Source organism: Allofournierella sp. CML151, from assembly GCF_027853465.1.
In the GTDB taxonomy this organism is placed as follows: Bacteria; Bacillota; Clostridia; order Oscillospirales; family Ruminococcaceae; genus Allofournierella.
On record NZ_JAPNNW010000004.1, the window covers coordinates 99,761 to 112,739 of the forward strand.

The following is a 12,979-nucleotide window of genomic DNA, read 5'->3' on the forward strand; positions in this document are numbered from 1 at the left end:
TTTCTCCGCTCCGGGAAACAGCAGTGCTGCTTCGGCAAATACGCGAAGCGGCACTGCTGCTTTTTTACAGGATTTTTGCGATCTCGCGGATCTGTTCCGGTTCGATCTCCCGATCAAAGCGTTCCGGCTGTCCCTGCAGCGAAGCAAGCGCCTGCGGCGCGGGGACATTTGTATGTGCGGCCAGCTGCCGCATCGCCTCAAACTCATCCTCCGGCACCGGCTGTCCCAAAGCCTTCAGCACATCGCCGGGGAACTTGAAGGGGCTCGCAGTGGATAATACCACCATAGGCGCACCAGAAGAAGTTTCGTTCTTGTATTCCTGCGCCACGCGGAAAGCCACCGCCGTGTGAGGATCGCACAGATACTGATTGCCCTGGAACATGGCGCTGATCTCTTCAGCTGCCTGCTCGTCATCCGTGCAGCCCGCAGAGAAGATCTCCTGAATCTTCTCCAGGCACTGTGCATCCACCTGATAGTGGCCCTGCGTACGCAGCTCTTCCATCCATCCGCTCACCTTTTCGGTGTCCTCACACATATGATACAGCAGGCGCTCCAGGTTGGAGGAGACCAGAATGTCCATGGAGGGCGAGGTGGTCCGATAGAAGGTGCGGCGGGCATCATAATGACCGGTCTTCAGAAACTCAGTAAGCACATTGTTCCGGTTGGACGCGCAGACAAGCCGGCCTACAGGCAGGCCCATCCGCTTGGCATAATAGCCCGCCAGGATATCACCAAAGTTCCCGGTGGGCACGCAGAAATCCACCGCGTCACCCATCTGAATACGGCCCTGCTCCAGCAGCTGCCGGTAAGCAGCAAAGTAGTATACGATCTGAGGAGCCAGACGGCCCCAGTTGATGGAGTTTGCGCTGGACAGGCACACATTCTGCTCGGCCAGCTGACGGCCCAGCTCCTGATCCGCAAAGACCTTTTTCACACCGGTCTGCGCATCGTCGAAGTTGCCTTTCACCGCATACACCGCCACATTATCGCCTTGCTGCGTAGTCATCTGCAGGCGCTGCACCTGGCTGGTGCCGTGAGAGGGATAGAACACCGCAATTTTCACGCCGGGAACATCCTGATACCCGGCCAGGGCAGCCTTGCCCGTATCTCCGGAAGTGGCCACCAGAATATAGGTCAGTTCACTGCGCCCCAAAAGCTCCTTGCCTTTGACCAGAAGCTTCGGCATGATTTGCAGCGCATAATCCTTAAAGGCGCAGGTGGGCCCGTGCCAGAGCTCCAGAGAATACAGATCCTTGTTTACCGGACGCAGATATCCGGCTTTGCCCTGAAAAGCCTCACCATAGGTCTTCTCTGTGGCTTCCGCCACAAATTCCTGAGGATAACCAGGGAGGACAAGCCCAAGTACATAGGCTGCCAGTTCTGCATAACTGGCTTTTTCACAGGCAGTTTTCAGATCCGCCTGAGGGAAGGATTCCGGTACAAAAAGGCCGCCCTCGGAGGAAAGGCCCTGAACGATGGCCTGAGCCGCCGACACCCGGCTGCCTGCGTTCCGTGTACTGAAAAATTGCATGGTAGTTGTCCCCTTTCTTTTCTGTGGATCTGCAGCCCTACGCTTGAAACGCGTCCTGAATGCAGTGTATCGCAAAACCACCCTGGGGCAGAGTCAGTGCCTCCACCACATCAAACCGGATTGTTTTTTCCAGCAATCCGTTGGTTTGCAGGTAAGATTGTGCAGCCAGCAGAATTCGCTGCTGCTTCGCCCGGGTCACCGCGTCCTGCGGCCGGTACCAGGCATTTTCCGCGCGGGTCTTTACTTCCGCGATAACTACAAGCTCACCCTTTTGCAACACCAGGTCCAGTTCGCCCTGGCGGGTTTTGTAGTTGTGCTCCAGCAGCTTATAGCCGCGGTTCATGTAATAGCGGGCGGCAGCGGCTTCTCCACGCCGGCCCGTCTCCTGAGCATTCACCCTTAGTACCCCAGCTTCTTCAGGAAAGACCGGCGGTAAAAGGGCTGGATGCCGTACTGCTGAATCAACTCATAATGCAGCTTGGTGGGGTATCCCTTGTGCTTTGCCAGCTGATACTGAGGATACTGCCGGTCCAGCTCCAGCATGAACCGGTCCCGGCTGACCTTGGCTAGAATAGAAGCTGCGCCAATGCTCGCACTGGTGGCATCACCCTTTACCTGAGCCCCTGCCGGAACCGAAAGTTCCGGCGGTACCCGGTTGCCGTCCACCAAGACATAGTCCGGCCGGATGGAAAGCTGCTCCACCGCCTGACGCATGCCATCCATGGTAGCCCACAGGATGTTTTTCTCATCAATCACCGCAGGGTCCACCATCACGATGCTGTAAGCCAGCGCCTTTTCCCGGATCACATCAAACAGCTGTTCGCGCTTTTTTTCGCTGAGCTTTTTGGAGTCATTAATCCCCTCAATCGGGTTCTCCGGGTCCAGAATGACAGCCGCACAGCAGACCGGACCGCACAGAGGGCCGCGGCCTGCCTCATCCACACCGCAGAACACACCTTTTTCCCGGCGGAGCTGCTCGTCGAATTCATACAACGCGTTCATTCCTGCACCTCTTGCTCCTGGGTCTGCTCCATCTGATAAGGCTTTTCCAGAGTAATGCGGCCCCATTTGCTGGCACGGAACTCATCCACCAGCATAATCGCCGCCCGCTCGGTGTTTACCTCGCCGCCACTGATCAGCATACCGCGCTTGCGGCCGATGGCCTCCAGCAGTTCCCAGGGACCCAGCTGCAGCTGCTCCTCACTGAGTTTGTAGCGCTCTGCCAGCTTCTCCGGATAAATTTTCTGCATCTGGCTGAGCAGGCCCATGGCCAACTCTTCAATGTCCAAAATATCGTCCTTGATGGAGCCGATGAACGCCAGGTTGGTGGCAGTCTCCAGACTGTCAAACTTCTTCCACAGCACACCGGGCATATCCAACAGGTCATAGTTGCCCACGGTAACCCACTGCTTGCCGCGGGTCACACCCGGGCGGTCTGCCGCCTTGGCACGTACCTGGCCCGCAAAGTTATTGATAAAGGTGGACTTGCCCACGTTGGGGATGCCCACTACCATAACCCGGATACGGGCACCGCCCATACCCTTGATGGCCCGGCGGGCAATCAGGTCCTCCAGCTCTTTTTCAATGGCGGTACGCACCTGCGCAGCACTGCCCTTCTGTTTGGCACTAATGGCCACACATCCGGCGCCGGAAGCCCGGAAATACTTCACCCAGGCATTTGTCAGAGCCGGGTCCGCCAGATCCGCCTTGTTCATCACATACAGGCGAGGCTTCTGCTCGGTGATCCGCTGAATTTCCGGGTTCAGGCTGCTCATGGGGATGCGGGCATCCAGCAACTGCAGAACCGCGTCCACATTCTTGATATTCGCTTCCATCAGCCGCAGGGTCTTCATCATGTGGCCAGGGAACCACTGGATGTTGCGGCGATTGATCATATCATTGCTCATTTGATCCTCCCAAATGCGTTCAGCGGGAAGATGCGCCACAGCACCTTGCCCAGGATATCCCGTTCATCGATCAGACCCACGCTCACAAAGCGGCTGTCGGTGGAGTGCTGCCGGTTATCACCCATCAAAAACAGCTGGCCCTCCGGCACCGTCAGCGGGAAGCCAATGTTGCCTTCAGTATAGGTGGGCTCGGCGGTATAGGGCTCGTCCAGGGCTTCGCCGTTCACATACACGATACCCTGCTCCGCGTCGATATCTACCGTATCACCGCCCATGGCGATCACACGCTTGACCAGCGGCTTACCGTAATTGATGTAGCCATCCACCACGACCACATCCCCCCGCTGGGGTTTATAAAAGGTACTCTGCACCAGCAGGCGGTCCTGCTCATGCAGGGTGGGTTCCATGGAATGGCCATCCACCACCACAATCCGGGCGCAGAACGCAAAGATCAGGACCAGGGCAGCCAACGCAAATACCAGCGCGTCGTACCAGTCCAGCAAGTCCACATTTTTGCGGAAACGTTTTTCTTCCATTGGGTACATCCTCTTTCCAGGGATTTACAGAACGTATTTCACATTTTACCATATAACGAAAAAAGGGGCAATATAAATTGCCCCTTTTTTGTCGATTATCAGATCTGCTCCTTAACCTTGGCAGCCTTACCAGTGCGGCTACGCAGGTAGAACAACTTCGCACGGCGAACCTTACCGCAGCGAACAACCTCAACCTTCTCAACGAAGGGAGAGTTCACGGGGAACACGCGCTCCACGCCAACACCGTAGGAAGAACGGCGAACGGTAAAGGTCTCAGCCACGCCGCCATGCTTCTTGGCGATCACAGTGCCCTCGAAGGCCTGGATACGCTCACGCTCGCCTTCCTTGATGCGAACGGACACGCGAACGGTGTCGCCGACTTCGAACTTGGGCTGGTTCTCTTTGATCATGCCCTCGGTGATAATCTTCATTGCGTCCATTGTAAAATCCTCCATTTTTATCGACGTTCGTACCCGTGCAATGGCCGCACAGCAGAGGACCGCCTGTTTTAATGATATACATTAACCCCGCTGGTTGGAGCCAGCGAACACTAACGCCTAAATATCATATCACAGCCTTTTGGGTTTTGCAAGGCTTTTTTATCGAAAATCCGTCTGATCTTCCAGTAAAAGCGCGGTGCGCAGCACCGAAACGTCGGTGGGGTTGAGTCCGCAATGCTCCTGCATGAAATTCAGCCAGAGCGAGGGGTTCAAGTTGTTCCCCTCGCCTGCGGTCAGAAGCAGTTCTGCCTGCAGCTCGTTTTCTTTCTGCTCGGTCTCGATGCGGGGCAGCGCCTGCTTCAGATCGATTTCCTTGTGGCCGCGCTTGGTCTTTTTCTGAATCACCGCGCTCTCCAGCTGGTTGTAGGCATCCACACTGGCCTGAGCATTCAGCGGCATGCGCAGCAGATACCGCGCAAAGCTGATCTTTTCTGCCTTGTACTGAGGCAGTGTGACGCGGGTCACCTTGATGCCCAGAGGCATCACCCGGTCCAGCGCCTGCCGCCAGTCCTCCAGAGAAACCGGCTCCAGCTCGGTTTTCACATCCACGCTTTCCACCAGACTCTCCTGGCCCAGGGGCAGCGGGTTGGCAAAGGTCATATAGATGTGGGGATTAAAGCCCATGGTGTACCACACCGGAATGCCGCTGCGCTTGATGGAGCGCTGCATGACGCGCTGCAGGTCCAACAGCGAAATGTAAGATGCCTCCCCTGTCTTAGTGAACCAGATCCTTACTGTAGTCAAAGCAGGCACCTCCCAACAGTTTATTTGCTCCGCAGGCACTGCATACCCGGTTGCAGGGCTGCGTGGTCTGCGCCATGGTGGCTTTCTTGTATTCCCGCACCAGGAACTCGTGGCTTACACCGTAATCCAGATGACTCCAGGGGGTAAGCTCGTCCAGTTCGATGAACCGGTTGGCATAGAAAGCGGTATCCATATTGAATTCCCGGAAGGTCTCCAACCAGGTATCGTACTGGAAGCACTCATCCCAACCGTCGAAGAAGCAGCCCTTGCGGTAAGCAGCTTCAATCACCGGAGCCAGACGTCGGTCGCCCTTGGCAAACACAGCCTCCAGGAAGCTGGTCTTGCTGTCGTGGTAGTTCACGTGAATCTTTTTGCTGTGAACGCTATGCAGCAAATGCTGCTGCTTTTCCCGCAGCATCTGTTCGGTATCCTGGGGAACAAACTGGAAGGGAGTGTGCGGCTTGGGCACGAAACAGGCGCAGCTGATGGTCACCTGTACACCACGGCCCTTGGGCTTGTTGGGGTTGGCGTAGTACAGCTCCACGATCTGCTGAGCAGTTTTTGCAATGCCCTCAATGTCCTCCAGGGTTTCGGTGGGCAGACCCATCATGAAGTACAGCTTCACCGAGGTGTAGCCTGCATTGAAGGCCAGGGTGCAGGTTTTCTCGATCTCGTCCCAAGTGATGTTCTTGTTGATTACATCCCGCAGACGCTGGGTACCTGCTTCCGGAGCAAAGGTCAGGCCGCTCTTGCGCACCTTGGTGGTTTTTTCAATCAAGCTCTCGGTGAAGTTGTCGATGCGCAGCGAGGGCAGCGAAATGCTCACATGCTCCTTTTCAGTCCAAGGGGCCATATCGTCCAGCAAGGTCTCCAGCTGGCTGTGGTCCGAGGTGGACAGGCTGGTCAGGCTGATTTCCTCATAACCAGTATTGGCACACAGATCCTGCGCGGCGCGATTCAGCAGCTGAGCATCCCGCTGGCGCATGGGCCGGTAGATGAAGCCTGCCTGGCAGAAACGGCAACCACGCACGCAGCCACGCAGCACCTCGATCTGGGCGCGGTCGTGCACTGCACCCACCATGGGCACCACAAAGTTGGTGGGCAGCTTCTGGGTGTTCATGTCCTTGATGATCGCCTTGTGGATCACCGCCGGGGCACATTCTTCATTGGGGGTGATGGCCTGAATGCGGCCATCTTCCTTGTAGGTCACATCGTAGAAGGAAGGTACATAACAGCCTTCAATCTTGGCCAGACGGCGCAGCAGCTCCTTTTTGCTGATGCCTTCCTTCTTGGCCTGCTCCACAGTGGCACACACCTCGGGCAGCTGCAGCTCACCCTCGCCCAGCATCATCATATCGATGAAGTCGGCAATGGGCTCCGCGTTGCATACACAGGGGCCACCGGCCACTATCAGGGGCCAGCTTTCGTTCCGGTCCTTGCTGTACAAGGGAATGCCCGCCAGATCCAGCATGGCCAGAATATTGGTGTAGGACAGCTCATACTGCAGAGTAAAGCCCACAATGTCAAACGCTGTCAGGGGGTCCTTGCTCTCCAGCGCATAGGTGGGAATATGCAGCCGCTCCATCTCCTGCTTCATGTCCAGCCAGGGCATGAAGGCACGCTCGCACCACCAGTTGGGGTGCTCGTTCAGCAGCTCATACAGAATCTTCATGCCCAGAAAGGACATGCCCACCTCGTAGGTGTCCGGGAAGCAGAATGCAAACCGAAGGTCCACATCCTCTTTGTTTTTTATAATGCACCCGGGCTCGCCGCCGGTATAGCGGCCGGGCTTCTGCACCCGTGCCAGGGCCTCCTTCAATTTCGGATCAAACACTTGCTTCATTCCTTTGCAATTTGAATGTTACAGTTCATTTTAACCGATTTGCGCCGGAAATGCAATTTATCCGCCAAAGAAATTGTTCCAGATGCGTTTGCCGTCCAGCGGGCCCACCGGCAGCAGGTTAAAACCGCCCACCAGAAGGTTTGTTCCCAGAAAGAACCATCCCCAGTAGCTGGCGCTTTGCTGCATCCACAGATACGCCGCTCCGGCTGCAATCAGATTGATCGACGGACCGGCAGCAGCCAGGACTCCTTCCTTACAGGGAGAAAGCCGGGCGTTCCCCAGGCACAACCCAATTTCGCCGGGCGAAAGCTCCAACACCGGCAGTGTTCCGGTAAAAACAACCCAGGCTGCAATGTGCCCGCTCTCGTGAAGCAGTGAACACAAAAGGCTGATTCGCAAAATACCCAAAGGATCGTGCATCAGCCCAAACCACAATCCCAGCAGCAGCACCTCCGGCTGCCGCAATCGAATCATGCACCCGCCTCCAATGCCTTTGTGGGATCGTAGCGCACATCATTACAAAAGAGCTCAAAATGCAGATGCGGACCGGTGGCAGCCCCGGTCTGGCCCACAGTACCCAGCACATCGTCCAGAGTCACCCGTTGCCCCTGCCGCACAAAAATATACTGCATATGGCAATATCGGGTAACCAAACCATTTTCATGAAGGACCTGTACATAATTTCCGTAGGAAGAATTCCATGCACTTCTCTGCACAATACCGCTCCAGGCCGGATGGATGGCTGTTCCCTCTGCGACCGCCAGATCAATCCCGGTATGAAAATCCGTTTTCCCGGTAAAAGGATCGCTGCGCCAGCCGTAACCGGAGGTAATCGTATAGCCCCGAATGGGCAACGAGAGTGCGTTTTCCGGCTTCAGCGCTTCCAGAGAACTGCCTTCCGGCGCCGCCCGGCGGCTCCATCCACCTGCACCATATCCCAAAGCCAATGTGCTTTCCCCGGAAAGCTGGTTGATCTTCTCCGCCGCCTGTACGCCCAGATCACGAACCGCCGCGCTTGCAAACTTCACCAGTTTCTCCTCACCGGACAGGGCAATTCCCTGATACCGCAGCTGGCGGTAGCCATCCTGAAAGGATTCATAAAGCTGCGGCGATACCGAGCGGATGCACACAACGCAAAGCAGGATCAGTCCGCAGATTAAAATCTGCAGTGAAAGCACCGGATTTTTCCGTTCCGGATTCTGCTGACGAACCGGCGGTGGGCACAGCAGCTGTTCCATTTCCTGTCGGCTGGCAAACACAGGTGGTGTTATCGTCTCACTTGTTTCCACATTCCACATGGGTATTCCTCCTTTTTACGGCTGTTCACAAACGCGCCACTGCATTTCTATTCCTTTTGCTGGCGGAATAGTCCTTTTCCGCAAAAAAACCCCTGCCCGGAGCACAATTGCCCGGACAGGGGGAATCAAATATCGATTCTTTACTTTTTCTTGAAGCGAAGCAAACCGGTGATTTTATCAAGCAGGCTGGGCTTCGGGGCGGGTGCCGGAGCCGCCGGAGATTCCGGCAGTACAAAGCCATCCCGGAAGGCATCGTACAAAGCCATCTGGCTGTCTACACGGGGCGCACCCGGCTCCGCCTTCACCTTGGAATAGCTACCGTCCGGCTTCATCTCCCGGGCGTTCACATTATCGCTCAGCTGCAGCTCCAGAATCTGGCGCAGCTTATTGGCCAATGCACGATCCGGCACCTTCAGGCCAACCTCCACACGGCGTTCGGTGTTGCGGGTGAGGAAGTCACCGGAGGCGATGTAGATCCGCATATCGTCGCCATCACCGAAGCAGTAGATGCGGGAATGCTCCAAATACCGGCCCACGATGCTCCGAATCCGCAGATTCTCCGTGCGGCCGGGCACCCCGGCGGTTACGCAGCAGATGCCGCGCACGATCATGTCCACCGAGACACCCGCACAGGAAGCTTCCGACAGCTTTTCGATCACGTTTTTATCGCTGACCGAGTTATTCTTCAGGATAATGCGGGCGGGCTTGCCCTCTTTGGCCTTCTGAATCTCCCGATCCATTTCCTCCAGCAGAACGCTCTTGAAGCAAAGAGGCGCTACCAGCAGATACTTGGTGTTGCTGGTCAGCCGCTCCACCGCCAGATTATTAAATACAGCAGCAGCCTCCTCGCCAATCTCCGTGCGGGTAGTCACGTAGGAAAGATCAGTATACTGCTCACTGGTCTTTTCGTTGTAGTTGCCGGTGCCGATCTGGGTGGTGTAGCGGTAACCATCCTTGGTGCGGCGAGTGATCAGGGTCAGCTTGGAGTGAACCTTGTAGTCATCCAAACCATACAACACGGTGCAGCCAGCCTCTTCCAGCTGTTTGGACCAGTCGATGTTATTCTGCTCATCAAAGCGGGCGCGCAGCTCTACGACCGCTACCACCTCTTTGCCGTTTTCCGCAGCTGCAATCAGGGCCTGCACGATCTGAGAATCTCGTGCCATGCGATACAGAGTCATCTTGATGGAGATGACCTCCGGGTCAAACGCCGCCGCCATCAGCATCTTGATGAAGGGACGCATACTCTGGTACGGATATGCAATCAGCACATCGTTCTTCTGTACCGCCTCGCTCAGCTTATAGCCATGGGGGGCCTGCATCGGCTTGGCCGGTGCATAGAACAGCTCGCTGTGGCCCTCATTCTGCAGCCGGGCAGTGAGCTTGAAGCAATAGGAAAGGTCCAGGGGACTGCTCTGGTTGAAGCACTGCTGTGCGGGCAGCACCAGCTTTTCGCACAGGTAGTTCTTCACTTCCTGCGGGGGCTGATTCCAGAACTGGATGCGTACCGCCGCCAGCTTACGCCGTTTTTTCAGCAGCTCACTCATAACCTGACGGTAGTCGATGTCCTGATCGAACATGCCTTCCTTCACATCGATATCCGCGTTGCGGGTTACCCGGAACAGGCACTTCTTCTGCAGAATTGGGAAAACCAGCTCGGCATAGTGGTAAATCAGCTCCTCCACCAAGCCGTAGTACACCGCATCGTCCTTTTTCAGGTACAGAACCCGCTCAAACTGATTGCCGATGGGAATCAAACCGAAGGACAGGTTTGCATCTCCCTTTGCTTTCAGGGTAGCGCACAGGTAAATTTCCTGGTTGCGCAGGAACGGGAACGGATGCCGGTGATCGATGATCTGGGGAGACAGTACCGGGAACAGCTCGCTCTGGAAATATTTCTTCCAGAACTTCTCGTCTTCCTTTTCCAGATTTTCAAAATCAATCTTCCGGTAGCCGATCTGCGCCAGATTATCCCGAAGCTTGGTCACGTACTTATCGCACTGATCCTGCAGCAGAGCAGTTTTGGGCATGATAGCCGCCAGCTGCTGGGCAGCCGTCATATTGGTTTTATTTTCAGTAATTTCGTTTTTCAGCAGGGTCCGGTCATACAGCGAACCAACACGCACCATGAAAAACTCATCCAGATTACTGCCGTAAATCGCCGCAAATTTCATCTGCTCTGCCAGTGGAACCGTTTTATCCTTGCTCAGAGCCAGTACACGCTTGTTGAAGTCAAGCCAGCTGAGCTCACGGTTGATGTAGATGTTGTTCTCTGTCATCACGATCTATCTCTCCTCTTTTTGCATCTCATCCGCTTCGATGTAAAGCCTTGAACGCCAGGCCTCGATGCTCTTTGCAGATATGCCGTCGACCTGATCCAGCTCATCTATACGGGAAAACGGACCATGCTCCTCCCGGTAGTCCAGGATTGCCTGTGCCTTTTTCTCTCCGATACCGGGAAGCGAACACAACTCCTCCAGCCCAGCGGAATTCAGATCCACCAGCATCATCCGCTGTACATCGAATTCTTCCGAAGCAACGGCCCGATAACCCGGCTGCCAAAATGGCACACTGAACCCGACTGCTCCCGCCAGCAAAAACAGGAGCGCCGCCGCACAGCTCAGAAGCACCTTTCCGGTGGCCCGATCCCCTATCATTCCGTGCCGCACCTTCTTCGTTTGGCCGCGTTCCTTAATCGTTTTTTGCCAAACACGGTCTTTTTTCTATTATATCACAAATCCCTGCCATTGTTTGTAAAGATATACAAAAATCTCCCGTTCCGATATTCCATCAGAACGGGAGATAACAAATTGCGAATAGCGATTAGTGCGCCAGACGCTCACGTACCTTCTGGGCAATCGCCTCAGCGGTGAGGCCGTAGTATTCCAGGAGGTCATTGGCAGGGCCGGACTGGCCGAACGCGTCCATAACTGCAACGGGAGAAACCGGGCAGGAAACACCCGCACCCACCATAGCCTCACAAACCGCGCTGTACAGGCCGCCAATTACACTGTGCTCTTCAGCGGTCACAATGCAGCCGGTTTCCTTCGCGGCGCTTACCACAGCCTCCACATCCAGAGGCTTGATGGTGTGCATGTTTACCACGCGTACCTGAATGCCTTCCTGAGCCAGCTGCTCCGCGGCTTCCAGAGCGCGGGCAACCATCAGACCGGTGGCAATGACCGTTGCATCCTTGCCCTCGCGCAGGGTGACTGCACGGCCCAGCTCGAAGTGGTAGCTTTCCGGATCATTGATCACAGGAACTGCCAGGCGGCCCAGACGCAGGTAAGCGGGGCCTTTGTACTCGGCCAAAGCACGAACTGCCTGGCTGGCCTCGGTATCGTCAGCGGGGTTCACCACAACCATGCCGGGAATACCGCGCATCAGGGCGATATCCTCCACACACTGGTGAGTCGCACCATCCTCGCCCACAGAAATGCCTGCATGGCTGGCACAGATCTTCACATTCAGATGAGGATAACCCACCGAGTTGCGGATCTGCTCATATGCACGACCGGTGGCGAACATGGCGAAGCTGGATACGAAGGGGATCATCCCGGCGGCAGCCAGACCAGCAGCAATGGAAACCATGTTGGCCTCGGCAATGCCGCAATCAAAATGACGCTCGGGGAATTTTTCCTGGAACATGCAGGTTTTGGTGGATTCCGCCAGGTCCGCATCCAGGACAACGACCTTGTTGTTTTCTGCGCCCAGCTGTGCCAGGGTGCGGCCATAGCTCTCACGGGTAGCGATCGGTTTTGTCTGCATCATCGTTCTTATACCTCCAGTTCGGCCGCCGCGGCGCGCAGCTCTTCCATAGCCTGTTCATACTGCTGCTGATTGGGGGCCTTGCCGTGCCAGCCAGCCTGGTTCTCCATAAAGGACACGCCCTTGCCCTTTACCGACTTCTGCACGATCACACAGGGCTTACCCTTTACCTGACGCGCCGCGCTGAACGCCGCATCCAGGCTCTCGAAATCGTGGCCGTCTGCAGTAAATACTTCCCAGCCAAAGGCACGGAACTTCTCGTCAATGGGGTACACCGAGCAAACGTCGCTCACATTGCCGTCGATCTGCAGGCCGTTGTTATCCACCACAGCAATCAGGTTATCCAGCTTATGGTGTGCTGCGAACATGGCAGCCTCCCAAACCTGGCCTTCCTGCAGCTCGCCATCGCCCAGAACCGCGAACACACGCCAGTCAGCGCCCTGGGTCTTGGCAGCCAGCGCCATACCCACAGCGGCAGAGATGCCCTGGCCCAGGCTGCCGGTGCTCATATCCACACCGGGGGTACCCTTCATATCCGGATGACCCTGAAGCATCGCGCCCAGGTGGCGGAACTTCTTCAGCTCCTCCCGGTCAAAGAAGCCCTTCTGTGCCAGAACCGCGTAAAGCGCGGGGCAGGTATGTCCCTTGGAGAGCACCAGACGGTCACGTCCCTCCCAGGAAGGATTCTGGGGGTCCACCCGCATCTGTACCTCGTAGAGATAGGTCAGAGTATCGGCCACCGACAGAGATCCGCCCGGATGGCCGGAAGCGGCGCTGTACACCTCGCTCAGAACGTCCTGCCGCACCTGATTCGCCATACGCTTCAGGTGGTTCATCGTTTGTTTGTCCATG

General features: G+C 56.1%; 14 protein-coding genes. All 14 read right to left on the reverse strand.

The window, feature by feature from the left end; all coding sequences use genetic code 11:
• Positions 1-64 precede the first annotated feature (64 nt).
• Entirely contained in the window at positions 65-1,531 is a 1,467-nt protein-coding gene (thrC, locus tag PH256_RS04510; RefSeq protein ID WP_270913157.1) for a threonine synthase, read from the reverse strand.
• A 37-nt stretch (positions 1,532-1,568) separates the two neighbouring features.
• On the reverse strand, positions 1,569-1,874 hold the full coding sequence (locus tag PH256_RS04515; protein ID WP_442866647.1) for a YraN family protein: 306 nt from the start codon (positions 1,872-1,874) through the stop codon (positions 1,569-1,571).
• 56 nt (positions 1,875-1,930) lie between these two features.
• Positions 1,931-2,533, reverse strand: coding sequence for a ribonuclease HII (rnhB, locus tag PH256_RS04520; protein WP_087183995.1), 603 nt, complete (start codon positions 2,531-2,533; stop codon positions 1,931-1,933).
• Positions 2,530-3,438: a ribosome biogenesis GTPase YlqF gene (gene ylqF, locus PH256_RS04525; protein ID WP_087183994.1), complete on the reverse strand. Its 909-nt coding sequence runs from the start codon at positions 3,436-3,438 to the stop codon at positions 2,530-2,532. The genes rnhB and ylqF overlap by 4 nt, the downstream gene beginning before the upstream one ends.
• Complete coding sequence (gene lepB / locus PH256_RS04530) at positions 3,435-3,974, reverse strand: signal peptidase I (RefSeq protein ID WP_270913159.1); 540 nt, start codon at positions 3,972-3,974, stop codon at positions 3,435-3,437. The genes ylqF and lepB overlap by 4 nt, the downstream gene beginning before the upstream one ends.
• Before the next feature lie 98 nt (positions 3,975-4,072).
• Positions 4,073-4,414: a 50S ribosomal protein L19 gene (gene rplS / locus PH256_RS04535; RefSeq protein WP_058962954.1), complete on the reverse strand. Its 342-nt coding sequence runs from the start codon at positions 4,412-4,414 to the stop codon at positions 4,073-4,075.
• A 159-nt stretch (positions 4,415-4,573) separates the two neighbouring features.
• A complete protein-coding gene (locus PH256_RS04540; protein ID WP_270913160.1) occupies positions 4,574-5,218 on the reverse strand; it encodes a TIGR03936 family radical SAM-associated protein in 645 nt (214 codons plus the stop codon).
• A complete protein-coding gene (locus tag PH256_RS04545) occupies positions 5,190-7,061 on the reverse strand; it encodes a TIGR03960 family B12-binding radical SAM protein (RefSeq protein ID WP_270913162.1) in 1,872 nt (623 codons plus the stop codon). The genes PH256_RS04540 and PH256_RS04545 overlap by 29 nt, the downstream gene beginning before the upstream one ends.
• A 57-nt stretch (positions 7,062-7,118) precedes the next feature.
• Positions 7,119-7,535 carry a peptidase gene (locus PH256_RS04550; RefSeq protein WP_270913163.1) on the reverse strand — a complete coding sequence of 139 codons (417 nt, stop codon included), beginning with the start codon at positions 7,533-7,535 and terminating at the stop codon, positions 7,119-7,121.
• Positions 7,532-8,359, reverse strand: a complete 828-nt coding sequence (locus tag PH256_RS04555) for a M23 family metallopeptidase (RefSeq protein WP_270913164.1) — start codon at positions 8,357-8,359, stop codon at positions 7,532-7,534. Before PH256_RS04555 ends, PH256_RS04550 begins: the two co-directional genes overlap by 4 nt.
• Before the next feature lie 140 nt (positions 8,360-8,499).
• The gene (ppk1, locus tag PH256_RS04560) at positions 8,500-10,638 is read right to left on the reverse strand and encodes a polyphosphate kinase 1 (protein WP_270913241.1); all 2,139 of its coding nucleotides are present in this window, start codon (positions 10,636-10,638) and stop codon (positions 8,500-8,502) included.
• Between the two features lie 6 nt (positions 10,639-10,644).
• The gene (locus PH256_RS04565; protein ID WP_087183988.1) at positions 10,645-11,016 is read right to left on the reverse strand and encodes a ComEA family DNA-binding protein; all 372 of its coding nucleotides are present in this window, start codon (positions 11,014-11,016) and stop codon (positions 10,645-10,647) included.
• Between the two features lie 166 nt (positions 11,017-11,182).
• On the reverse strand, positions 11,183-12,130 hold the full coding sequence (locus tag PH256_RS04570; RefSeq protein WP_087183987.1) for a transketolase family protein: 948 nt from the start codon (positions 12,128-12,130) through the stop codon (positions 11,183-11,185).
• A gap of 5 nt (positions 12,131-12,135) precedes the next feature.
• Entirely contained in the window at positions 12,136-12,978 is an 843-nt protein-coding gene (locus PH256_RS04575; RefSeq protein ID WP_270913165.1) for a transketolase, read from the reverse strand.
• Between the last annotated feature and the right edge of the window lies 1 nt (position 12,979).